Here is a 21,812-nt window from a genome sequence, read left to right on the forward strand (position 1 = left end):
ATTGGGCAGCACCCCGGGCGCTGATCGGGTCGGGAGCGGTTTTTTCCCGAAAGCTGGGGGTTGGTTAACCTTTTGGTAACGAATTGCGCGTCAGGCTTGTTCAGGCGGGCACGCTCCGGCCCGCGCCACGTGTCGACGCCCTTTGCCCAACCTCGTCCCTCAGTATCCCCTGGCGAAGGGCGTCAGCGCGATGTCCGGCCACGGCACCGCGGGGTCATTCCCACTCGATCGTTCCGGGCGGCTTCGACGTGATGTCGTAGGTCACCCGGTTGATACCCTGAACCTCGTTGATGATCCGCGTGGCGGTTTCGCCTAGGAATTCATGGCTGAACGGATAATAATCCGCCGTCATGCCGTCGACCGAGGTCACCGCCCTCAGCGCACAGGCATAATCGTAGGTCCGCCCGTCGCCCATCACGCCGACGGTCCGCACCGGCAGGATCGCGACGAAGGCCTGCCAGATCTCGTCATAGAGCCCGTGGCGGCGGATCTGGTCGATATAGACCGCATCGGCCTTGCGCAGGATCTCCAGCTTCTCCCGCGTGATCTCGCCGGGGCAGCGGATGGCAAGGCCCGGACCGGGGAAGGGGTGGCGCCCGATGAAGCTGGCGGGCAGGCCCAACTCGTGGCCAAGCGCGCGCACCTCGTCCTTGAACAGCTCGCGCAGCGGCTCCACCAGTTTCAAGCCCATCTTCTCGGGCAACCCGCCCACATTGTGATGCGACTTGATTGTGACGGACGGCCCGCCGCTGAATGACACGGATTCGATCACATCGGGGTAGAGCGTGCCCTGCGCCAGATACTCCGCGCCGTCGATCCCGTCGGCATATCTCTGGAACACGTCGATGAACAGCCCGCCGATGATCTTGCGCTTTGTCTCGGGGTCGCTCACGCCGTCCAAGCGGCTCAGGAAAAGCTCGCTTTCATCGGCATGGATCAGGGGCAGATTGTAATGATCGCGGAACATCGTCACGACCTCGGTCGCCTCGTTCTGCCGCAAGAGTCCATGATCGACGAAGACGCAGGTCAGCTGCGCGCCGATTGCCTCGTGGATCAGCACCGCGGCGACGGACGAATCGACCCCGCCCGAGAGCGCGCAGATGACCTTCTTGTCGCCAACCTGATCGCGGATCTTGCGAATCGCCTCTTCGCGATAGGCGCCCATGGTCCAGTCGCCGGAAAACTCGGCCAGTTTCACGAAATTCTCGTACAGCGTCCTGCCGTTGGGCGTGTGATGCACTTCGGGGTGAAACTGCACCGCATAGAAATTCCGCTCCAGATCGGCGGTGATCGCAAAGGGGGCGTTGGGCGATGTGCCGTAAACCTCAAATCCCGGCGCAATGGCTGAAACATGATCGCCATGGCTCATCCAGACCTGCTCGCGCGCGTCGAGAAACCAGCCATTCAGAAGGTCGATGCGATCCTTCTCGGGCGTTACATAGGCGCGGCCGAACTCTGCGGTACCATGCCCCCGCTCGACCTTGCCGCCCAACATCTGCATCATGACCTGCTGGCCATAACATATCCCCAGTATCGGCACGCCCAGATCGAAGATGGCGTGGGGCGGTCGCGGCGACCCTTCATCGATTACCGAAGCCGGCCCTCCGGACAGGATCACGGCCTTGGGGGCGAAATCCTCCAGAAACGCAGGCGTGACGTTCTGATAGGGGTGGATTTCGCAATAGACATTCAGCTCCCGCAGGCGGCGGGCGATGAGTTGCGTGACCTGGCTGCCGAAATCGACGATCAGCAGGCGTTCGTGATGGCGGGGGATCGGTAAGCTGCTCATGGAACGGCAATAGGCAAGGCGGCCCGGTTCTGCAAGACCGCCGCGCTGGCTCCAACGGGCCCGTTGGCAAAAGGATCCCGGCACCAATCCGGAATTCTAAGGGTGGCAGCCGGCCGGCCCGACAGCGATGCGTGTTATCTGCAATATGCACCGACACCGCGCCCCGGACCCCGGAAACCAGGTCCGCCGCCGCCGATCAGGCGAATCGCTTCGGTATCGACCCGCTTTTCGTCGCTGAACTTCCGGATTGAGGCCCCCTTGGCGGTCCCGCACATCCCGATCCCGCCAACACCCCGTCTGCCGCACGACCAGGCGGGCGGTCATCCCGCCGGACAAGCCCGAAAGCCTTGCACACAAGCGGGTCCCGGGCGTGCGGCAAGCGGGGCAGCGCGGTCATCCTTCCGTCTGTGGGCATCTTCCATCGGGCGGCGGGGCCGTGGATGTCGCTTTCCCCCCGCAATCGCCGCAATCTGTCTGCGCACCCGACACCGGCTGAGCTAAGAACGATCCACAGGATACCCTTGGGGAGCGATCAGCCATGGCCGAACTACGGCGCAGAGCACGGGGCGGGGGCGGCGCCGCCCGGCGCGCGGAGCGGACTGCGGTGCGGATCGAAACCGCGCGCTTCATCGAACGCAACATCCCCGATCTGGAGATCCTGACCCCCGAGGCGCTGGAGATCATCGAGGCGAATGCCGAGACGATCCTGGAGGAGATCGGTGTCGCCTTCGTGGAAAACCCCGCCGCGCTGGAGCGCTGGCGGGAGGCCGGGGCGGATGTCAGCGGCGAACGGGTGCGCCTGCCCAGGGGCCTGGCGCGCACGCTTTGCGCAACCGCGCCGGCCCGGTTCACCCAGGCCGCGCGCAACCCCGAGCGTAACGTGGAGATCGGCGGGCGGAGCCTTGTCCTCGCCCCTGTCTACGGTCCGCCCTTCGTGCGTGATATCGACGGCGGGCGCCGCTATGCCACCATGGCGGATTTCGAGAAATTCGTGAAGCTCGGCTACATGTCGAAATGGCTCCACCATTCCGGTGGGACCGTGTGCGAGCCCACGGACGTACCGGTAAACAAGCGCCATCTGGACATGCTCTACGCCCATATGTCGCTGTCGGACAAACCCTTCATGGGCTCGGTGACCGACCCAGACCGCGCCAGTGACAGCATCGAGATGTGCGAGATCCTCTTCGGCAAGGAATTCGTCGCCGAAAACGCGGTCATGACCTCTCTGATCAACATCAATTCGCCGCTGACCTTCGACAATGTGATGATGGGTGCGCTTGAGAGATACGCCGCCGCCGGGCAGGCCTGCATCATCTCGCCCTTCATCGTCGGCGGGGCGATGGCCCCGGTCAGCGTCATGGGCACCCTGACGCAGGTCCTGGCCGAGGTCATGGCGGGCGTGGCCTACAGCCAGTTGATCCGCCCCGGCGCGCCGGCCATCTTCGGCGCGTTCGTCACCTCGATCGACATGAACTCCGGCGCGCCCACCTTCGGCACGCCCGAGGCGGCGCAGATCACCTATGGCGCGGGGCAGCTGGCCCGCCGCCTTGGACTGCCATACCGCTCCGCGGGCTCGTTCAACGGATCGAAACTCCCCGATGCGCAGGCCGCCTACGAGACGGCGAACTCGCTGAACGCGGGCTTGGTGTCGGGGGTGAATTTCATGCTGCACGCCTGTGGCTGGCTCGAAGGCGGGCTGGTGGCCAGCCCCGAGAAGTTCGTCATGGATGCCGACCAGTTGGGCGTCCTGCACAAGCTCGCCGCGGGCGTCGATATCTCGGCCGAAGCACAGGCGATGGATGCGATCCGCGAGGTTGGCCCGGGCGGCCATTATCTTGGCTGCGCCCATACCCAGGCCAATTTCAAGGCCGCCTTCTGGCGGTCGGACCTGCTGGATTACAAACCGTTCGAAACCTGGGCCGATGACGGCGCGCGTGACACCACGCAACTGGCCGCGGCCCGGGTCGAGAAACTGCTGGCCGATTACCAGCAACCGATGCTCGACCCGGCAACGGACGAGGCGCTGAAAGCCTATATCGCCAAACGCAAGGAACAGATGCCGGACGCGTTTGTCTAAAGCGTCGCGGCCAGCCGCGAGGCGGAATCGGCCGCGTTCAGCAGAACGGTCAACACCTCCACATGGCGGGTGGGCGAATAGCCGGCCTGCCCGGTGACACGCGCCTGATTGAGCGCGTCCTCTTCCTCCAGCAGCCAGTTCAGCCCCCGGGCGGCCACCGCATCCGGTTTTGTCGGTCTCCGGGCCAACGCGGCGGCCCCGAAACGCGCCGCCCGGACCAGCAGCTTCGGGCGGCGCAGAGTGGCAAGCGTGGCGGTGATATCGGACATCGAAAACCCCTTCCAATAGCAGATCAGACGCGATCAGCTTGGCCGCGGTCACGGGCCTGTTGCGCATTTTTCAAACCTGCGCACGGAGCTCTCCGTTTGTTTACAATTTGAAAACAATTCACAGCTTTTCCACAGATTTTAATCGTTCGGTAATCAATAAGGCCAAGATATGGCGAGGTCTTATCCACAGCATGTAACCGGAGGCGCACCAAGTGCCCCCTCAGAAAGATCAACGCGACCTGTCAGGCCTGCCCTCATGGCTGCCGCAGGGGCCGGAGCACTACTTGCTTCACGTTGCGCTCGGACAGTCGGTGCGGGGGATCGCAAGGGCGGTAAATGCGCATCCTTCGACCATTCTGCGACGCATCCGCCAGGTCGAGGCGGCCCGTGACGACCCGTTGATCGACGAAGCTCTGAACGCGCTCTCCTCGCCTTGTGTATCCGCAACGACCAAGACCGATTTTTCCAAGGAGCCCTCTGACATGACAGCCCCGTACCGGTCCCCGGTGATATCCGATGAACCGACCATCAACCGCGAGGCACGGCGGATCCTGCGCCGTCTCTGCGAAAAGGGCGCCGTGCTGGTCGTGGCGCAAGACATGGACAAGGCCGTGGTGCTGCGCCCCGATCCGGACGGCGCGCAGACCCGCACCGCAGTTGTCGACCGACCTATTGCCCAGGCTTTTGCTCTCAAAGAGTGGATCTCCACGGCGCGTCGTGGCCGGATCAGCACCTATCAGATCACGGGCACGGGCAAATCCGCCCTGAAGCGTCTGATCGACGAGGATCGCCGCCGCCGCCATGCGGGGATGGAGCTTGCAGAGGCCGCGACGCCGTTTCAGGCCCAGCATCAGGTCTGGGGGGAGCGCACGGTCCGCGACGGGGACGGCACCCGCCGGATGCGTGTCAACCTGTCGGAATCGCCTTTGGCCGGACTGGCGCGACGCAAGGGCGCGGATGGCAAACCCTTTCTGACCCTCGATCTGGTGCAGGCCGGAGAGAAGCTGCGCGAGGATTTCGAGCGGGCCCAGATGGGGCCGCGGGTCGCGCAGAACTGGCACCGGTTCCTGACCGGCGGGGATCGGGGCGGATTTCTGTCCGACAGCGGTCTGGCGGAAGGTCCGCGCGCAGCCCGGAAGCGGGTCAGCGATGCGCTGGACGACCTCGGTCCGGGGCTTGCCGATGTGGTGATGCGGGTCTGCTGTTTTCTGGAGGGGATGGAATCCGCGGAAAAGCGTCTTGGCTGGTCCGCGCGATCGGGCAAGATCGTTCTGAGGATCGGGCTGCAACGCCTGCTGCGGCATTACGAGCGCGCGCACGGCTTCGTCCCGGCCAGTTGCGATTGACCGGGCGGGCGCTGCGGTTTCCCTCGCAGGCTGAGCGCGCCCTGGCCGAGCGCGGCGCCGCCTGAAGTCGGCCAGACCGGGCCCATTTTTTTTCCGAGGCGCGCGGAGTTTCGCACAACCGCGGCGGAACCTTGCCAAGACCGATAAAACTGTCGGAGTTCCGTAAACCGGAAGTTAACGGAATCGGATTAGCCTCTCTGTACGTTTGGTGAGTGATACCGGTGTCAGCGTAACGGTAACAGAGTGAGAGAGGCGCCCCGAATGACCCAGTTTGCACCAAGCCGTGTCTGTAGATCTCTCTCCTCCGGACGTCATTCGGGGCCTCTTACCGGGCTGCTCGCCAGCACGATCCTTGAAACCGAAACCGGCTGGCGCGCGGCGGAGACGATCTGCGCGGGCGACAGGGTTCATACATTGGATGACGGTTTGCGCCCGGTCCGGCGCGTCGACCGCAACTTCTATGGCGGGGTTTTCGGCAAACCGGCAGTGGAGGTCATCCGCGTGGCCGGCGGTGTGCTGAACGCCTGTTCCGATCTTTACGTCATGCCCGATCAGCCCCTGCTGATCGACCACCCGGCGGTGGACGAGGTGCTGGCGTTGCCCTCGGCACTCGTGCCGGCCTCCGTCCTGTCCGGCTTCAATGGCTGCGGCCCGATGCGAAGCCAGACGCGGTTCGAAACCGTCTCCATCGCATTTGACGAAGACGAGATCATTTTCGCCCAAAGCGGCGTGAAGGTGCACTGTCCCGCCGCCAGGGCCGCCGAGATGGCGGAGGATCATTACATGTCGCTCAGCCCCGATCAGGCGCAGGCCCTGCTGGAACTGATCGAGGATGACGGCCTGTGGTCAAGCTGGTCCTACACCTCGGCCAGTCTCGCGCTCGACTAGGGTTCCCGCGGGCGGGCGGTGCGGATCGCCCGCAGAGCCGGCCCGGGCCTCTCCGCCATGGATGCAAGGCGCCCCCCCCGCTGATGCCCGCGACAAAACGGGGCTTGGCGATAAACCGGGGTTTGGCGAAAGAGTACATGGGCCGCCGGGCCGTTCCGCGCGCCTTTGTCATCCCCCGGCACATGATAGGGCTATTGGGTTCCCGCATCGTGATCCGACAGGGCGACCGGCACTCCGAGTACTTGGCCAAACCCGCGCCACGGGCGCAAGCCTTGCACGGGCTGCAGCCCACCTGTGCCAGATTGACAGGTTACATTGCCGGATTTCGGGGTTATTTAACGTTAAACAATCCAGCCGCCGCAGGACCGGAGACCCCCGATGCGCGATCTGAAACTGCCCGAACAGCGCCACCCGGAAAAGGCGCATCGTCCGGATAACGCTCAGCCAAAGAAGCCAAGCTGGATCCGCGTCAAGGCGCCCGTGGGCGAAGGCTACAAGCAGACCCACCGGATCATGCGGGAGCATAAGCTGACCACGGTCTGCGAAGAGGCGGGCTGCCCCAATGTGGGCGAATGCTGGTCTCAGGGCCATGCCACGATGATGATCATGGGCGAGGTCTGCACGCGGGCCTGCACCTTCTGCAACATCGCAACCGGCAAACCGCCCGAAGATCTCGACGTGTTCGAACCGGGCCGGGTGGCGGATGCGGTCAAGAAGCTGGGCCTGAACCATGTGGTCGTGACCTCGGTCGACCGGGACGATATCGAGGATGGAGGCGCCGAGCATTTCGCGCAGACGATCCGTGCCATCCGCCGCCAGTCGCCCGGCACCACGATCGAGATCCTGACACCCGACTTCATCCGCTGCGATCCCAGGGTGCTGGAGGTCGTCGTTGCGGCGAAGCCGGATGTCTTCAACCACAACCTCGAAACCGTGCCCGGTCTCTACCCCGAGGTGCGCCCGGGCGCACGCTATTTCCACTCTCTCCGCCTGCTCCAGCGCGTCAAGGAGCTGGACCCGAGCATGTTCACCAAATCGGGGATCATGGTCGGCCTGGGCGAGGATCGGCAGGCGGTGCATGCGGTGATGGATGACATGCGCGCGGCGGATATCGATTTTCTGACCATCGGTCAGTACCTTCAGCCGACCCCCAAGCATCATGCGGTGGACCGGTTCGTCACCCCCGACGAGTTCAAGGCCTATGAAAAGGCGGCCTATGGCAAGGGCTTCCTGATGGTCTCCGCCACGCCGCTGACCAGGTCGAGCTACCATGCGGGCGATGATTTCGCGCGGCTTCGCGACGCACGGCTCAAAAAACTCGGTCAGGGCTGATGGCGGAGGCGGCCCGGTTCGCGCTGGCCGCTCTGGGTGCGCTGGCCGGCTTTCTGGGGTTTCTCCTTCTTGACGGGATCGGCGCGGTGCTTGTGCTCGTCGGGGGGACCTTGCTTGGCGGCGTGATCGGGCATCTGGTCTTCAAGCGGCTCGCCACGCCGGAGCAGATCAAGCAGGATCTCCGCGCCCGGACCGACAGCGTCGACTGACGCCTATTCGCTTTCCGGCAGCGCCTTCAGATAGGCCGCGATCGCCGCGCGGTCCGCGTCCTCAAGCATCGCGAGATTGCGGATCACATCGGCCATATGTCCGCCCGCGCTGTCGAAATCCGGCGTGAACCCGTCCCGCAGATAGGCGGCGATATCGGCCTCCGACCATGACAGCCTGTCCGGGGTGATGCCGGGAATGCGCCCCTCGCCATTGGGATTGGGGGCGCCCGCCATCCACAGGTCGCGGTCGAGCCCGCCAAGCCTGTTGCGCGGGGTGTGGCATTCGGCGCAATGGGCCAACGCCTCGGAGAGGTAGCGCCCGCGTTCCGCCACCGGGTCGAGCGGCCCTGAAACCGCATAGCCGTCGGGCATGTGCAGGCGTTTCCAGACACCCACCAACCGGCGGATCGAAAACGGAAAGCCGACTTCGTGGGGCAGGGAGGGCTGGGCGGAAGGCGGCAGCGTGTCGATGAACGCGCGCAGATCCAGCATATCCTGCACCGTGGCCAGCCGGTAGGCGGTATAGGGGAAGGCGGGGTAATAATGCCGCCCGTCGGGCGAGACGCCGTTGCGCATCGCGTCCACGAAGGCCAGATCGCTCCAGCCACCGATCCCGGCCTCCGGATGGGGGGAGATATTGGGTGCGATGAAGGTGCCGAAATCCGAGGCGAAGGCCCGCCCTCCGGACAGGACCAGCCTGTCGTCGCCTGTCGCCTCCTGGGCCGCGTGGCAGGAGGCGCAGCCCCCCGCCCAAAACACCGCCTCGCCGCGACGCGCATCGCCCTCCAGCCCGCTCAGAAGCGCGGCATCGCTGCGCTCGGGGGCCGTCAGCAGCCAGAACATACCTATGGCGAGACAGCCCGCAAGCGCACATGACAGGATCAGCCGGCCCATCAGGTGTCGCCGGATCGCGGGCGCGGCCGGTTCAAGATGCGGCACCCGCCCCGGCGCAAGGACTCAGTCGGACGGCTGGCGGAAATCGTCATGGCAGGCACCACAGGCATTCCCAAGCGGCCCCATCGCACCGCGAAGCGCGTCCAGCCCGTTGCCCGCCGCGGCCTGCAGGCCGGTCACGGCCTCGCCATAGGCCTGCCAATCCGCGCCGAACCCGGCCATATCCTCCCAGATCGCGGGCAGGGCGCGCGTGTTCTCCACCGCACCATTGTCAGAGCCCGGCACCCAGTAACCACGCCCGTCGACCATGGCGAGCGCAGCCAGATTGCTGGCCGCCGTGGTCGCGGCCTCGGCATCGTATTCGGTGTTTCCGCGGGCCATGTTGCCCAGGATGCCGACATTGAAGGCCATGATCTGCATATGTCCCTGACGGGCGTTTATCGCCCCGCTGAACTCCTGCTGCGCATAGGCGGCGGCGCCGATGGCGAGCGACAGGATTGCGGCTGGCAGCGTGACGCGGCGGGCAAGTGACATGGACGTACTCCTTTGCAATGAAACGGAAGCATCTGCGACTTCATAGCACATCACGCCCCCTCTGGGCGAGTTTTGCCTGTGCGCAGGCGCAAGGTGGCGTGCCGCCCCGCGCACAGGCCGCGATCGCGCCGGGCACGGTTCTCAGAACCGCCAGCCGAAGGCCAGCTCACCGATCTGCCTGCCCAAAAGCTCCCCCGCCCCCAGTGACAGATAGGCGCCGCGGCCAAGCTCGTATTCCGCCTCGACCATGTAATAAGGCTCGTCGATTTCGGATATATCCCGCAGGGTCAGGCTGAGCGTCAGCGGTTCGATGGGCCGGAAAAACCCGCTTGCGGTGACCATGCTGACACGCATGCCGTCAACCTCGCCGATCTCTGAATAGATCAACTGCCCGCCATATCGGCCGTAATCCACATCGACCGACGCGAACATCGCCCGCATGTCACGGGTGGGCTCGGAGCTTTCCTCGTAGCCCGCGGCCAGGCTCAGCGTTTCGTCAAACCGATAGCGCGCCGCCAGCCCGACCGCGGTCATATCGGCATCATCGAACCGGTGCACGGACGCACCGAAGCTGAGATTGCCGATCTGCCCGTCATAGCGCAGGCCCCATGGCATTTCGTCGCCCTGCAGATTGGTGCGCCAGGCATTCGAACTGGTCAGGGACTGGGCCTGCGCGCCCACAAGCGAAAGGTCGTTGAACGGTGTGCGCGGGCGATAATCGTCGAATGCGGGGCGCGGAGCCCCGACAGCGAACTGTCCGATATCGGTCTCCATGAACAGGCTGAACCATGTGGCGGTGAGCGGATCGCCCGAATCCGCGCGAAAGGTCTGGATGTCCATATCGACACCCCAGGTCAGCGGGCCGCCCAAGGCTACATACCCCGCACTCAGATCCGCCCCGAAAAGGCGATCAATCGCAGTCATGTCGATATCCACGTAGGTAAGTTGCGCATGCCCGTCGATGTAGAAGCCATTGGCGTCCACCTCGGTCCAGGGCAGCGGTTGGGCACTGGCCATACCCGCGAGGGACAGGATGACGGCGGGAAGAAAGTATAGCAGTTTCATGTGAAAGCTCCGTTGCTGGTTCTGTCATTCGTCGCGACAGAACCGGCGCCGGTTCACTGAGATCGGCCGGGCTTCAGGAGTGTTGCAGAATTGTCATGCCGCGTCGCAAACGGCCACCCGGGCGCGGGCGCGCGCCATATGGCAGGTAAGACGGGGCCGGGCCGAGATGTGCGGGGGATCGACCCACCGGTTGTCAGGTAAACCGGACCGCGCCGATATAGGGCAGGTTGCGGTTGCGCTGCGCATAGTCGATCCCGTAGCCCACCACGAACTCATCGGGGATCTCGAAGCCGATCCAGTCGGCGCGCACATCCACCTCCCGGCGGGTCGGTTTGTCCAGCAAGGCGATGGTTTTCAGCTTCGCGGGTTCCCGCGTGTTCAGAAGCCGGGTCACATGGTCAAGTGTATGGCCGGTATCGACAATATCCTCCACCAGCAGCACGTCGCGCCCCCCGATCTCGCCGCGCAGATCCTTCAGGATGCGCACCTCGCGGGAACTTTCGGTGGCATTGCCGTAAGAGGAGGCTTCCAGAAAGTCGATCTCGACAGGCAGATCCAGCTCGCGCACCAGATCGGCGATGAACACGAACGATCCCCGCAACAGCCCGACCAGAACCAGCTTGTCCGTCCCCGCGAATTCGGCTTCGATCTCCCGGGCGAGGTCTTCGATCCGCGCGGCAATGGCCTTGGCAGAGATCATCATGTCGATTTCATATGGCTGCTGCGCCATTCCGCCCCCGTCGAACAGCTTGATTTTTCTGCCGAACTCTACGACATGACCCCGACACAGGAAAGATCAAAACCCAAAGCCCATGCCCAGCCATTCCGAAACCCGGCATCTGCCCTATACCGCCGATCAAATGTATGCGCTGGTCGCAGATGTGGAGCGCTATCCCGAATTCATCCCCTGGACCAACGCCGCGCGGATCAGGTCCGTCAGTCCGCTGACCGACGGCTCGGGCGAGGTGATGCTGGCCGATCTGGTGGTCGGCTTCAAAATGTTCCGTGAACGGTTCGGATCCCGGGTGACGCTGCGCCCCGAAATCCGGCGCATCGATACCGAGTATATCGATGGCCCGTTCAAGCACATGGTTTCGGCTTGGAAGTTCGCGCCTGCGAACGGTGGCTGCGAAGTCGGTTTCGAAGTGGATTTCGAATTCAAGAACCGCCTGCTGCAAGGCGCGGCGGGCATGTTCTTTCACGAGGCGATGCAAAGGATCGTGCGCGCCTTCGAAAGCCGGGCGGAGGCGCTTTATGGCCGCGCCTGATCGCCTGCCGCCGCGTGCAACAGCATGGCAAGCGCGTGGGCCACGCTGGCCGCGCGCACCTCGGCCCGTCCGGGCGCCCCGAAATCCACCGTTTCCGCAACAAGCGCGCCGCGCGTGGCCAGCCCGAAGCAGACCCGGCCTTCGGGCTTCTGCCCCGATCCGCCGGGGCCTGCGATGCCGGTGACCGAAATCGCGATATCGGCGGCCGAACGGGTCAGCGCGCCTTGCGCCATTTGCCGGGCAACCTCCTCCGACACCGCGCCGAAGCGTTCCAATGCCGGCGGCTCCACGCCCAGCATTTCGATCTTCGCCGCGTTGGAATAGGTGACAAATCCGCGGTCGAACACATCCGACGATCCGGCGATCTCGGTGATCGCGCCCGCGATCAGCCCGCCGGTGCAGCTTTCGGCGGTGGCCAGCATCCAGGCGCGTGCCCGCAAGGCGTCGATCACCGCGCGCGCCGTCATATCAGCGCCAGATGCGCGACCGCGGCCAGAACCGCCACCACAAGTGCGGCCATCCAGCCGGCCACAAGATCGTCCAGCATCACGCCCGTCGGCCCCTCCATCCGGTCGGCCCAGCCCACGGGGCCTGGTTTCAGAATGTCGAACAGGCGGAAGACGACGAAGGCCGCGATCAGTCCGGGCCACAGGCGCAGCATGTCGACCTCGGCGAACATCGCCCCGAAGGACACCGGCCAGAGCGCCACCCATTGGCCCGCCACCTCGTCGATGACGATCTCCGAGGGGTCATGATCCTCCGCGCCCCGCGTTTCCACCCCCGTCGCCCACCAGCCAAGCGCGGTGACTACCAGAGTGGCGGCAAGGAGCAGCCAGAACCCGCCCAGAAGATGCAGGCCATAGGCCAGCGGTATCGCCGCCAGACTGGCCCATGTTCCGGGGGCCGGACGCAGATGGCCGATGCCGAAAAGCGTGGTGATCGCGCCGGTCATGGCGCCACCAGCGTCACGGTGGCCAGCGCGGCGATCCCTTCTTCGCGGCCGGTAAAGCCAAGCCGCTCCGAGGTCGTGGCCTTGACCGAGACCCGGTCGGCCCCGATCCGCAGGATCCGCGCAAGCTCCGCGCGCATCGCCCCGGCATGTGGCCCGATCCTGGGCTGCTCGCAGATCAGCGTCAGATCCGCATGGGTGATCGCAAAACCCCGCTCCCCCGCCATCTCCACCGCATGGGTCAGGAAGACATGGCTCGCCACCCCCTTCCACTGCGGGTCGGAGGGGGGGAAATGGGTGCCGATATCGCCCGCCGCCAGCGCCCCGTAAATCGCGTCGGTCACCGTATGCAGGCCCACATCCGCATCGGAATGGCCCTGCAATCCGCGCGTATGCGGGATCGCCAAGCCGCAGAGCATCACATGATCGCCAGGCCCGAACCGGTGCACGTCGAACCCGTTGCCGGTGCGAATATCCATCTGCTGCCCCTTCACAAGACGTGCGGCGCGGGCGAAATCGTCCGGCGCGGTGATCTTCAGGTTATCCTCGCTGCCCGGCGTGATCGCAACCTCCAGTCCGAAGGCGCGCGCCACCTCCACATCGTCGGCAGCGCCGCCCTGATGGGCTGCATGGGCCGCGCGGATCGGGCCCAGCCGAAACCCCTGCGGCGTCTGCGCGCGCCAGAGTCCGGTCCGGTCCTGCGTGCCCGACACCATGCTCGCGCCGCGCCAAAGCGCATCGGTGACGGGCAGGGCAGGGGCCGCGCCATTATGGCAGGCCAGCGCGTCCAACACCCCGTCGATCACGTCGGGCGAGACCAGAGGCCGCGCGGCGTCATGGATCAGCACATAGTCCATCGCGTCATCGACCGCCGCCAGCCCCGCCCTGACGGACGCATCGCGGCTGTCCCCGCCGATCACATCGACCAGTGGTTGCCGCGTATCCGGCCGGGCGGCGGCAAAAAGATCGGCATCCTCGGCATGGCGGACCACGACGATCTGCCCGATTGCTGGATGGCCGGCAAAGGCGCGGAGCGTGCGGGTCAGCACAGCGTCGCCCTCCAGCATCCTGTATTGCTTGGGAATTTCTCCACCGGCCCGGATACCGCGACCGGCGGCAACGATAAGCGCGGCGGCGGTTGGAACCGGCGGATCTGCGGCGGGAACTGTCATGATGCCGTGATAGGGCTTCGGCGAGGCCGGCACAATCCGGGAGAGTCAGCCGGTCAAAATGACGGCGCTTTGCCTATTTCTTAGGCATTTGCGCATGGTCATCTTGATTTCTCTGGGGTTTTCTTTGCTCTCACGGCCCGCAGGCATTACCTCGAACCTTAATTGCACAAGGATTGAGCATTTGACAGTTTCACTGGCAGGCCGGACCCTTGCCCCCCCGGTGCTTCTGGCTCCGCTGGCCGGGATCACCGATCTCCCGTTCCGGCAATTGGTATCGCGTTTCGGAGCGGGGCTCGTGGTCTCCGAAATGGTGGCAAGCCAGGAAATGGTGGAGGCCAAGCCAAGCGTCCGGGCGCGGGCGGAACTGGGCTTCGGCCAGGCAAACACGGCGGTGCAGATTGCTGGGCGGGACGCCTACTGGATGGCCGAGGCCGCGAAGCTGGCCGAAGGGCGGGGCGCGCGGATCATCGACATCAACATGGGCTGCCCCGCCAAGAAGGTCGTCAACGGCTATTCCGGCTCCGCCCTGATGCGCGATCTCGATCACGCGCTCGGCCTGATCGAGGCGGTCGTCGCCGCCGTTTCGGTGCCGGTCACGCTCAAGACACGCCTTGGCTGGGATGACGCCTGCCTGAACGCCGCCGATCTGGCCCGCCGGGCCGAAGCGGCAGGGATCGGCATGATCACCATCCACGGCCGCACCCGGTGCCAGTTCTACAAGGGCCGTGCCGATTGGGCCGCCATCGCGCCGGTCAAGGCGGCGGTGGGTATCCCGGTCATCGCCAATGGCGACATAACCGATACCGCCACGGCGCGCCGGGCGCTGGCCGCCTCGCGGGCCGATGGCGTGATGGTGGGGCGCGGCGCCCAGGGCCGGCCCTGGGCGCTGGCGCAGATCGCCCATGATCTCTACGGCGCGCCCGCCCCCGATATCCCGCGCGGGGCTGCGCTGGCCCGGATGGTGACAGGCCATTACCGGGACATGCTGGCCTTCTACGGCAGGGATCTGGGCCTGCGCGTCGCGCGCAAGCACCTGGGCTGGTACATGGACGATGCGGGCACCGCCGCGCCGCTGCGCCGCGCCATTCTGACCGCGTCCGACCCCGCAGATGTGCTCGCGCGGCTGCCCGGGGCGCTGGCCCCGCGGCAGGACCGGGAAGCCGCATGACCGCCTGGACCACATCTCTCTGGGCCTCGCTTCCGGTGCCCGCCATCATCCTCGACCCCGAGGACCGGATCGGCGACGTGAACCCGGCTGCCGAAAGCTTCCTCAACGCCTCGCGCAAAAGCCTTGAGGGTCACCCGGTCTGGGACAAGGTGTTCGTCGACGCGCCGCTGGAAGAGGCCTTCGCCCGGGTCCGCAGCGGGCAGGCGCCACTATTCGTGAACACCGTCGATGTGGGCACGGGCAGCAAGAAACCGGTCGTCTGCGACGTGCAGATCGCGCCCCTTGCCGACCGGCCCGACCACGTGCTGGTGCTTCTGGAAAGCCGGGAGCTTGCGGGACGGCTGGACCGGGCCATGTCTTCGAAAACCGCGGCGAAATCCGCCATCGGCATGGCCGAGATGCTGGCCCATGAAATCAAGAACCCGCTGGCCGGCATCACCGGCGCGGCGCAACTGATCTCCATGCATGCCAGTGGCGAGGATCGGGAACTGACCGATCTGATCGTGGAGGAGACGCGGCGGATCCTGAAACTGGTCGATCAGGTGGAGGAGTTCGGAAACCTGCGCCCGCCCGACCGGCGCGCGGTCAATATCCACGATGTTCTCGACCGGGCGCGGAAATCGGCCATGGTCGGGTTCGCGGCTCATATGACCATCGAGGATGACTACGACCCGTCGCTGCCGCTGACATGGGCGGACCCAGATCAGTTGCTGCAGGTCTTTCTCAACCTTCTGAAAAACGCCGCCGAGGCCTGCAAATCCGGCGGCACGCTGCGCCTGCGCAGCTTTTACGAGTTGAGCCTGAAGGTGCGCCGCCGTGACGGGACGGGCGGGGCCGTTCCGCTCCAGATCGAAATCATCGATGACGGGCCGGGCCTGCCCGATGCGATTGCCGCCGACATCTTCGACCCGTTCGTGTCGGGCCGCGAAAACGGCACCGGCCTGGGGCTGGCGCTGGTTTCGAAAATCATCGCCGATCACGACGGATGGATCGCGGTCGACAGCGTTCCGGGCCGCACCGTGTTCCGCATTTCCCTTCCCGTCGCGCCCAAGGATGGCGCGCCATGACCCCGCGAGGAGACTGATCCAATGGACGGCACCGTTCTTGTCGCAGATGACGACCGCACCATACGTACCGTGCTGACCCAGGCGCTGACACGGGCCGGATGCAAGGTGCATGCGACCTCCAGCCTGATGACGCTGATGCGTTGGGTGGAGGAGGGCAAAGGCGATCTGGTGATCTCCGATGTGATGATGCCCGACGGCAACGGGCTGGAGACGCTGCCCCATATCACCGAAAAGCGGCCGGGCCTTCCGGTGATCATCATCTCGGCGCAGAATACGATCATGACCGCGATCCAGGCGACCGAGGCGGACGCCTATGACTACCTTCCGAAACCCTTTGATCTGCCCGATCTGATGAAACGTGCGGCGCGCGCGCTGGACCAGAAACGCCGCGCCCCGGCCTCCAAACCGGCCGACGCGCCCACCGGCGCGCAGGACGACCTGCCGCTGGTCGGGCGCACCGCGCAGATGCAGGCCCTCTACCGGCTGGTGGCGCGGGTCATGAACACCGATCTGCCGGTCCTTATCACCGGCGAAAGCGGGACCGGCAAAAGCCTGATCGCCAGGGCGATCCACGATTTCTCCGACCGGCGCACGCTGCCCTTCGTGGTGGCCTCCTCGGTGGATCTGGAAGGCATGGACAGCACCTCCACGATCCTGTCGCGGGCCCGCGGCGGGTCGATCCTGTTCGACGAGGTGGGCGATCTGGGCGACGAATCTCAGGGCAAGATCGTGCGCATGCTGGATGCCATGGGCGACGGCGCGCCGCGGGTGATGGCCACCAGCCAGAAGGATCTCATGGAAAAGATGGAGGCGGGCCAGTTCCGACAGGATCTGTTCTATCGCCTCGGGGGGGTCGCGATCAATGTACCGTCCTTGCGCGAACGGGTCGACGACATCCCGCTTCTGGCGACCCATTTTCTGACGCGCGCGGAATGGGATGGTGGCCCGCTCCGCCGGTTTGCGCCCGAGGCGATGGATCTGATCCGCGCCTATTCATGGCCCGGAAACGTGCGCCAGCTTGAAAACTGCATCCGCCGGCTGACCGTCACCAGCATGGTGGAGGAAATCAGCAAATCCGAGGTGGAGACGGTTCTGGGCAACCAGCCCGCGATCGAGCCGCTGATGGGCGGGGGCGAGGGCGACAAGCTCAGCGCCTCGGTCGCCAAGCATCTGCGGCGCTACTTCGACCTGCATGGCGGGCTTCTGCCGCCGCCGGGTCTCTACACCCGCATCCTCAGGGAAGTGGAAATGCCGCTGATCGAGATCGCGCTGGATGCCACCGGCGGAAATCAGGCGAAATGCGCCGATCTTCTGGGCATCAACCGCAATACGCTCAGAAAGAAGATCACCGATCTGGATATTCGCGTGACACGCCGCCGCAAATTGATGTAAAACCGCAACAGTGCCGTGGCCAATGGGGAACAACCGCGTCAGGGCATTACAAGGTTTTGCGGCGGGGCGATGAAATGCCCCTATATCAGGGGGGAACAGGTCCGGTGCGATTACCCGCTGGTGATGCGGCAAAAACCCCTTTCAACAGGCTCTTAGAGCTTCGCCAACAACGCCGCGTGCGCAATGCCGGCACGCTTGGGCTGGTGCTGCTCGGCCCCGCGCTGGCGCTGGCGACCTTCCTGGTTCTGGGCCCCTTGGGGGAAACGGCTGATTCCCCCGCGCTGCGCCTCGTGCTGCTCGCCAACATGATCTACATCCTGGTGGTGGCCGCGCTGGTTCTGCGCCAGGTCGCGCGCATCGTGGCCGCCCGGCGCGCCCGCTCGGCGGGTTCTCGGCTCCATATGCGGCTGACCGGGGTGTTTGCGATCGTCGCCCTGATCCCGGCGGTTCTGGTCGCGGTCTTCGCCACGATCACCGTGAATATGGGGTTGGAGGGCTGGTTTTCCGACCGCGTCTCGTCGGCGCTCGGCAACTCGGTGGATGCCGCGGAGGCCTATCAGCAGGAACATCGCGACGATCTGGCCGCCGATGCGGTCGCGCTGGCGGCCTATCTCAACCTCAACCGGCAGGCAGTGCCGTTCATGTCCGACGGAACGCTTGGCCAGCTTCTCCGGCAGGGCCAGTCCCGTATCCAGCGGGGCCTGCGCGAGGCGTTCGTCATCGACGGCGGCGGCGAATTGCACGTGCGCGGCGAGCGGAGCTATCTCTTCGATTATGAACGCCCCGACCCCGCCGATCTGGCCCGCGCGGAGGCCGGCGAACTGGTGATTATCGAAGACCGGGAGGTCAACGAGTTCCGGGCGCTCCTGCGGCTGCAATCTTTCGTCGACCGCTATCTCTATGTCAGCCGGGAGGTGGACGGCCAGATCATCGCGCTTCTCGATGATACTCAGCAGACGGTGCAGCTCTATCGCCAGCTCGAAAGCGAGCGGGGCCGGGTGCTGTTCAATTTCGGGGTGCTGTATCTTGGGTTCGCGCTGATCATGATCCTTGCGGCGATCTGGCTGGGCCTGTGGTTCGCCGAACGGCTCAGCCGCCCCGTGGGGCGTCTGGCCAGCGCCGCGCAGCGGGTCGGGCAGGGCGATCTGGATGTCCGCGTGGTCGAGGAACGCGGCGATGACGAAATCGCCATGCTGGGCCGCCTGTTCAACCAGATGACGCGGCAGCTCAAGGGCCAGCGCGATACGCTGGTCGAACAGAACGCCGCCACCGAAGAAAGCCGGCGTCTGTTCGACAGCGTGCTGTCCTCGGTCACGGCGGGGGTCATCGGGCTCGATGCGGAAGGCCGGGTCGATTTCATGAACCGGGCCGCGATGGGCCTGCTCGACATGGTCGAACAGCGCGATCACGGGCTGACGCTGGTCAATGCGGTGCCGGAATTCGCAAGCCTCTTCGAGCGGTTGCGCGAACGCGGCGGCGAAGCGGTGCAGGACGAGATCAAGCTGGCCCGGCGGGGCAAGCTGGAAAGCCTGCTGGTGCGCATGGCCACCCGCAGCAATACCGAGGGCGCGCTGGAAGGGTACGTGGTGGCCTTCGACGACGTGACAGATCTGGTCAGCGCGCAGCGGATGGCGGCCTGGGGCGATGTGGCCCGCCGGATCGCCCATGAGATCAAGAACCCGCTTACGCCGATCCAGCTTTCCGCCGAACGGCTGCGCCGGAAATTCGGCCCGAAACTGGGCGACGAGGCCGCCGACCTGGAACAATACACCGAGGTTATCATACGCCAGACCAATGACTTGCGGCGCATTGTTGACGAGTTTTCCAAATTCGCCCGTATGCCCGAACCCGAACGCCGCAACGAAGATGTGGCCAAGCTGCTGCGGGATTCCGTTACGCTGCAGAAGGCCGGTCAGCCGGGCGTTCGCTTCACCTGCGCCATCCCCGACGGTCCGGTCATGGCCGACCTCGATGCCACGATGATCGGTCAGGCCTTCACGAACTTGATGAAGAATGGCGGCGAAGCTACGGAAACGTTTATGGAAAAAGGCGCGCCTGAAGGCTATCGGCCGGAGCTTCGGGTGACCCTGGAGGCCGATGAGGGCGCCGTCACGATCCAGATCAGCGACAATGGCATCGGCCTGCCGCAGGACCGCGCGAAGCTGTTCGAGCCCTATGTGACCACGCGCGACAAGGGCACCGGGCTGGGCCTGCCGATCGTGAAGAAAATCGTCGAGGAACATGGCGGCACCCTCGATCTCTTGGATGCCGAACCATTTGCCGACGGCACGCATCGCGGAGCCGCCGCGCGGATCCGTCTGCCGCGAAAATCCGAATAGGAAAGGGAGGATCAATGTCTGATATTCTGGTCGTCGATGACGAGCGCGATATCCGCGAACTGATTTGCGATATCCTGCAGGATGAGGGGTTTTCGACCCGAATGGCCGGAAACTCCGACGATTGCATGGCCGAGCTGAACGCCGCGCCGCCGGGGCTGATGATCCTGGATATCTGGCTGAAAGACAGCAACATGGACGGGATCGATATCCTGAAACATGTCAAGCGTGACAATCCGGACGTGCCGGTGGTGATCATTTCGGGCCACGGCAACATCGAGATCGCCGTCGCCGCGATAAAGCAGGGTGCCTATGACTTCATCGAAAAACCCTTCAATATCGACCAGTTGATGGTGGTGATCCGCCGCGCCATGGAAACCTCTCGGCTCAGACGGGAAAACTCCGCACTCAGGCGTCAGGACGGCAAGACCGCCGAGATGATCGGGCAGGGCGCGGCCTTCAAGACGCTCAGGAGCCAGTTGGACAAGGTCACCAAATCCAATGGCCGGGTGATGCTGACCGGCCCGGCCGGCGCGGGCAAGGAGGTGGCCGCGCGCTATATCCACGGCGAATCCAACCGCGCCGATGCCCCGTTCGTCACCGTCAGTTCCGCCTCGATCCAGCCCGATCACATGGAGGAGGTTCTGTTCGGCCGGGAAAGCAGCGAACGCGGTGTGGAACAGGGGCTTCTGGAGCAGGCCCATGGCGGCGTGATCTATTTCGACGAGGTGGCCGACATGCCGCTCGGGACGCAGTCGAAGATCCTGCGGGTGCTGGTGGACCAGAGTTTCACCCGCGTCGGCGGCACCGCCAAGGTGCGCGTCGATCTGCGCGTGATCTCCTCCACGACCCGCGATCTTCAGGCCGAAATCGCCGCGGGGAATTTCCGCGAGGAGTTGTATCACCGCCTGAATGTCGTGCCGATCCAGGTGCCGAGCCTTGAGGACCGGCGCGAGGATATTCCCCATCTGGCGCGCCATTTCATCGCCCAGTTCAATTCCGATCAGGGCCTGCCGCTCCGCGATCTGGGCGAGGACGCGGAGGCGATGCTGCAAACCATGCGCTGGCCCGGAAATGTCCGGCAGCTCAAAAACGTGATCGAGCGGGTGCTGATCCTGGGCGAGGATACCGGCCCGATCGAGGCGCGCGATCTGCCGGGCCATGGCGAAGGCGCCTCGGAAGAGGAGGATATCGCCCTCTCCGCCGGTCTCACCACGCTGCCGCTCCGCGAGGCGCGGGAGCTGTTCGAACGCCATTACCTGATGGCGCAGATCAACCGGTTCGGCGGCAATATCTCCCGAACCGCCAGTTTCGTCGGCATGGAGCGGAGCGCGCTGCACCGCAAGCTGAAATCGCTCGGCGTGGTCACGACCAACAAATCCGGCGCCCGCGTCGCGCAGGTTGAAGAGAGTTAGGACGGGTTGACGATATAGGGCGTGGCCCCGCGGCGGCTGATCGCGCAGGTTTCCTCCGTCAGCCGGGGCATCACCGTGGAGGCGGCCACGGGCCCGTCCAGATTGCACGACGGCAGCGAAATCAGCGTGTAACCCCGCCCGCCCATGCATCCGACCACCGCCCGCGCCCGGGCATCGCGATTGAGATCGACCGTATAGATCTCCCCGCCCGTCCAATGGCCGGGCTCCAGCACGCACCGCCCCTCCGCGTCGCAGATCTGCCGGCCCGGGTGAAAGACACGCGGCCGGGTGCGGATCGCCCGCTCCACCGGAAAATCCTGCACTGCCGCCCGTTCGCACAGGGCAATGTCGCGGTCGCGCGTGGCAAGGCTGACGCCTTCGGCGTAATAGGTCTGCACGCCCGCGCAGCCCGACAGACCCAAGACCACAGCGCCCACCATCCCGATCCGCATCTCAAATCCTCACCATTCCGGTCGCAGGCGCAGTCTAGGCCATTTTGCGGGGTTCAGAAACGTCTCCGCCGCCTCCACGTGCAAAATACCGCCCGTCTCCGCGCCCGCCCAGGCCTTGCCGGCGCTCCGACTGCGATTGACGCCGCCTGCGCAACCTGCCAGACAAAACCTCTCGATTGGACCACATTGG

Annotated in this window: 21 protein-coding genes; 11 read left to right on the top strand and 10 right to left on the bottom strand. The window is 65.1% G+C overall.

The window, feature by feature from the left end; genetic code table 11:
• Positions 1 to 214: 214 nt before the first annotated feature.
• Complete coding sequence (guaA, locus tag D9R08_RS13705) at positions 215 to 1,789, bottom strand: glutamine-hydrolyzing GMP synthase (RefSeq protein WP_121898639.1); 1,575 nt, start codon at positions 1,787 to 1,789, stop codon at positions 215 to 217.
• A 538-nt stretch (positions 1,790 to 2,327) separates the two neighbouring features.
• On the opposite strand from guaA, the gene D9R08_RS13710 reads away from it, so the two are divergent.
• Positions 2,328 to 3,866, top strand: a complete 1,539-nt coding sequence (locus D9R08_RS13710) for a trimethylamine methyltransferase family protein (protein ID WP_121898640.1) — start codon at positions 2,328 to 2,330, stop codon at positions 3,864 to 3,866.
• Here D9R08_RS13710 and D9R08_RS13715 read toward each other — a convergent pair.
• The gene (locus D9R08_RS13715; RefSeq protein WP_121898641.1) at positions 3,863 to 4,135 is read right to left on the bottom strand and encodes a DUF6477 family protein; all 273 of its coding nucleotides are present in this window, start codon (positions 4,133 to 4,135) and stop codon (positions 3,863 to 3,865) included. The two genes, D9R08_RS13710 and D9R08_RS13715, sit on opposite strands and share 4 nt — an antisense overlap.
• A gap of 212 nt (positions 4,136 to 4,347) precedes the next feature.
• Between D9R08_RS13715 and D9R08_RS13720 the strand changes: the two genes are divergently transcribed.
• The 4 genes from D9R08_RS13720 to D9R08_RS13735 all read left to right on the top strand — a co-directional run bounded on the left by D9R08_RS13720 (position 4,348) and on the right by D9R08_RS13735 (position 7,910).
• Positions 4,348 to 5,481: a DUF6456 domain-containing protein gene (locus D9R08_RS13720; protein WP_233557476.1), complete on the top strand. Its 1,134-nt coding sequence runs from the start codon at positions 4,348 to 4,350 to the stop codon at positions 5,479 to 5,481.
• A 261-nt stretch (positions 5,482 to 5,742) separates the two neighbouring features.
• Positions 5,743 to 6,369 (top strand): Hint domain-containing protein, encoded by a 627-nt coding sequence (locus D9R08_RS13725; protein ID WP_121898642.1) that lies wholly within the window; start codon positions 5,743 to 5,745, stop codon positions 6,367 to 6,369.
• A gap of 378 nt (positions 6,370 to 6,747) precedes the next feature.
• Positions 6,748 to 7,701 carry a lipoyl synthase gene (gene lipA / locus D9R08_RS13730; protein WP_121898643.1) on the top strand — a complete coding sequence of 318 codons (954 nt, stop codon included), beginning with the start codon at positions 6,748 to 6,750 and terminating at the stop codon, positions 7,699 to 7,701.
• Positions 7,701 to 7,910 (top strand): hypothetical protein, encoded by a 210-nt coding sequence (locus D9R08_RS13735; protein ID WP_121898644.1) that lies wholly within the window; start codon positions 7,701 to 7,703, stop codon positions 7,908 to 7,910. The genes lipA and D9R08_RS13735 overlap by 1 nt, the downstream gene beginning before the upstream one ends.
• Before the next feature lie 3 nt (positions 7,911 to 7,913).
• Here the strand turns inward: D9R08_RS13735 and D9R08_RS13740 are convergent, their stop codons facing one another.
• The 4 genes from D9R08_RS13740 to hpt all read right to left on the bottom strand — a co-directional run bounded on the left by D9R08_RS13740 (position 7,914) and on the right by hpt (position 11,133).
• Positions 7,914 to 8,804, bottom strand: coding sequence for a c-type cytochrome (locus D9R08_RS13740; RefSeq protein WP_121898849.1), 891 nt, complete (start codon positions 8,802 to 8,804; stop codon positions 7,914 to 7,916).
• Between the two features lie 63 nt (positions 8,805 to 8,867).
• Positions 8,868 to 9,338, bottom strand: coding sequence for a c-type cytochrome (locus D9R08_RS13745; RefSeq protein ID WP_121898645.1), 471 nt, complete (start codon positions 9,336 to 9,338; stop codon positions 8,868 to 8,870).
• A 141-nt stretch (positions 9,339 to 9,479) separates the two neighbouring features.
• Positions 9,480 to 10,403 (bottom strand): porin, encoded by a 924-nt coding sequence (locus D9R08_RS13750; protein WP_121898646.1) that lies wholly within the window; start codon positions 10,401 to 10,403, stop codon positions 9,480 to 9,482.
• Between the two features lie 193 nt (positions 10,404 to 10,596).
• A complete protein-coding gene (gene hpt / locus D9R08_RS13755; RefSeq protein ID WP_121898647.1) occupies positions 10,597 to 11,133 on the bottom strand; it encodes a hypoxanthine phosphoribosyltransferase in 537 nt (178 codons plus the stop codon).
• A gap of 82 nt (positions 11,134 to 11,215) precedes the next feature.
• Between hpt and D9R08_RS13760 the strand changes: the two genes are divergently transcribed.
• Positions 11,216 to 11,671, top strand: a complete 456-nt coding sequence (locus D9R08_RS13760; RefSeq protein WP_121898648.1) for a type II toxin-antitoxin system RatA family toxin — start codon at positions 11,216 to 11,218, stop codon at positions 11,669 to 11,671.
• Here D9R08_RS13760 and D9R08_RS13765 read toward each other — a convergent pair.
• The 3 genes from D9R08_RS13765 to D9R08_RS13775 are packed head-to-tail and all read right to left on the bottom strand — an operon-like array spanning position 11,656 to position 13,792.
• Positions 11,656 to 12,138 carry a CinA family protein gene (locus D9R08_RS13765; protein WP_121898649.1) on the bottom strand — a complete coding sequence of 161 codons (483 nt, stop codon included), beginning with the start codon at positions 12,136 to 12,138 and terminating at the stop codon, positions 11,656 to 11,658. The two genes, D9R08_RS13760 and D9R08_RS13765, sit on opposite strands and share 16 nt — an antisense overlap.
• On the bottom strand, positions 12,135 to 12,623 hold the full coding sequence (locus D9R08_RS13770; protein ID WP_121898650.1) for a phosphatidylglycerophosphatase A family protein: 489 nt from the start codon (positions 12,621 to 12,623) through the stop codon (positions 12,135 to 12,137). Before D9R08_RS13770 ends, D9R08_RS13765 begins: the two co-directional genes overlap by 4 nt.
• The gene (locus D9R08_RS13775; RefSeq protein ID WP_121898850.1) at positions 12,620 to 13,792 is read right to left on the bottom strand and encodes a bifunctional 2-C-methyl-D-erythritol 4-phosphate cytidylyltransferase/2-C-methyl-D-erythritol 2,4-cyclodiphosphate synthase; all 1,173 of its coding nucleotides are present in this window, start codon (positions 13,790 to 13,792) and stop codon (positions 12,620 to 12,622) included. Before D9R08_RS13775 ends, D9R08_RS13770 begins: the two co-directional genes overlap by 4 nt.
• Before the next feature lie 181 nt (positions 13,793 to 13,973).
• On the opposite strand from D9R08_RS13775, the gene dusB reads away from it, so the two are divergent.
• The 5 genes from dusB to ntrX all read left to right on the top strand — a co-directional run bounded on the left by dusB (position 13,974) and on the right by ntrX (position 21,170).
• Entirely contained in the window at positions 13,974 to 14,960 is a 987-nt protein-coding gene (dusB, locus tag D9R08_RS13780; protein WP_121898651.1) for a tRNA dihydrouridine synthase DusB, read from the top strand.
• Positions 14,957 to 16,027 (top strand): two-component system sensor histidine kinase NtrB, encoded by a 1,071-nt coding sequence (locus D9R08_RS13785; RefSeq protein WP_121898652.1) that lies wholly within the window; start codon positions 14,957 to 14,959, stop codon positions 16,025 to 16,027. The genes dusB and D9R08_RS13785 overlap by 4 nt, the downstream gene beginning before the upstream one ends.
• Positions 16,028 to 16,048: 21 nt before the next feature.
• Positions 16,049 to 17,419: a response regulator gene (locus D9R08_RS13790; protein ID WP_121898653.1), complete on the top strand. Its 1,371-nt coding sequence runs from the start codon at positions 16,049 to 16,051 to the stop codon at positions 17,417 to 17,419.
• 74 nt (positions 17,420 to 17,493) lie between these two features.
• Positions 17,494 to 19,758: a sensor histidine kinase NtrY-like gene (locus tag D9R08_RS13795; protein ID WP_121898654.1), complete on the top strand. Its 2,265-nt coding sequence runs from the start codon at positions 17,494 to 17,496 to the stop codon at positions 19,756 to 19,758.
• 14 nt (positions 19,759 to 19,772) lie between these two features.
• A complete protein-coding gene (gene ntrX, locus D9R08_RS13800) occupies positions 19,773 to 21,170 on the top strand; it encodes a nitrogen assimilation response regulator NtrX (RefSeq protein WP_121898655.1) in 1,398 nt (465 codons plus the stop codon).
• Here ntrX and D9R08_RS13805 read toward each other — a convergent pair.
• Complete coding sequence (locus tag D9R08_RS13805; RefSeq protein WP_121898656.1) at positions 21,167 to 21,622, bottom strand: hypothetical protein; 456 nt, start codon at positions 21,620 to 21,622, stop codon at positions 21,167 to 21,169. The genes ntrX and D9R08_RS13805 overlap by 4 nt on opposite strands.
• Positions 21,623 to 21,812: the final 190 nt, after the last annotated feature.

Origin of the sequence: Rhodophyticola porphyridii (genome assembly GCF_003688285.1) — a bacterium.
GTDB lineage: Bacteria > Pseudomonadota > Alphaproteobacteria > Rhodobacterales > Rhodobacteraceae > Rhodophyticola > Rhodophyticola porphyridii.

What these genes read in the sequence shown, in the direction of transcription:
- D9R08_RS13725 (WP_121898642.1), top strand. Translation starts at nt 5,743, where the DNA reads ATGACCCAGTTTGCACCAAGCCGTGTCTGTAGATCTCTCTCCTCCGGA.
- D9R08_RS13775 (WP_121898850.1), bottom strand. Translation starts at nt 13,792, where the DNA reads ATGACAGTTCCCGCCGCAGATCCGCCGGTTCCAACCGCCGCCGCGCTT.
- D9R08_RS13745 (WP_121898645.1), bottom strand. Translation starts at nt 9,338, where the DNA reads ATGTCACTTGCCCGCCGCGTCACGCTGCCAGCCGCAATCCTGTCGCTC.
- D9R08_RS13765 (WP_121898649.1), bottom strand. Translation starts at nt 12,138, where the DNA reads ATGACGGCGCGCGCGGTGATCGACGCCTTGCGGGCACGCGCCTGGATG.
- D9R08_RS13785 (WP_121898652.1), top strand. Translation starts at nt 14,957, where the DNA reads ATGACCGCCTGGACCACATCTCTCTGGGCCTCGCTTCCGGTGCCCGCC.
- D9R08_RS13805 (WP_121898656.1), bottom strand. Translation starts at nt 21,622, where the DNA reads ATGCGGATCGGGATGGTGGGCGCTGTGGTCTTGGGTCTGTCGGGCTGC.
- D9R08_RS13740 (WP_121898849.1), bottom strand. Translation starts at nt 8,804, where the DNA reads ATGGGCCGGCTGATCCTGTCATGTGCGCTTGCGGGCTGTCTCGCCATA.
- guaA (WP_121898639.1), bottom strand. Translation starts at nt 1,789, where the DNA reads ATGAGCAGCTTACCGATCCCCCGCCATCACGAACGCCTGCTGATCGTC.
- ntrX (WP_121898655.1), top strand. Translation starts at nt 19,773, where the DNA reads ATGTCTGATATTCTGGTCGTCGATGACGAGCGCGATATCCGCGAACTG.
- hpt (WP_121898647.1), bottom strand. Translation starts at nt 11,133, where the DNA reads ATGGCGCAGCAGCCATATGAAATCGACATGATGATCTCTGCCAAGGCC.
- lipA (WP_121898643.1), top strand. Translation starts at nt 6,748, where the DNA reads ATGCGCGATCTGAAACTGCCCGAACAGCGCCACCCGGAAAAGGCGCAT.
- D9R08_RS13735 (WP_121898644.1), top strand. Translation starts at nt 7,701, where the DNA reads ATGGCGGAGGCGGCCCGGTTCGCGCTGGCCGCTCTGGGTGCGCTGGCC.
- D9R08_RS13750 (WP_121898646.1), bottom strand. Translation starts at nt 10,403, where the DNA reads ATGAAACTGCTATACTTTCTTCCCGCCGTCATCCTGTCCCTCGCGGGT.
- D9R08_RS13790 (WP_121898653.1), top strand. Translation starts at nt 16,049, where the DNA reads ATGGACGGCACCGTTCTTGTCGCAGATGACGACCGCACCATACGTACC.
- D9R08_RS13795 (WP_121898654.1), top strand. Translation starts at nt 17,494, where the DNA reads ATGCCCCTATATCAGGGGGGAACAGGTCCGGTGCGATTACCCGCTGGT.
- D9R08_RS13710 (WP_121898640.1), top strand. Translation starts at nt 2,328, where the DNA reads ATGGCCGAACTACGGCGCAGAGCACGGGGCGGGGGCGGCGCCGCCCGG.
- D9R08_RS13715 (WP_121898641.1), bottom strand. Translation starts at nt 4,135, where the DNA reads ATGTCCGATATCACCGCCACGCTTGCCACTCTGCGCCGCCCGAAGCTG.
- D9R08_RS13770 (WP_121898650.1), bottom strand. Translation starts at nt 12,623, where the DNA reads ATGACCGGCGCGATCACCACGCTTTTCGGCATCGGCCATCTGCGTCCG.
- D9R08_RS13760 (WP_121898648.1), top strand. Translation starts at nt 11,216, where the DNA reads ATGCCCAGCCATTCCGAAACCCGGCATCTGCCCTATACCGCCGATCAA.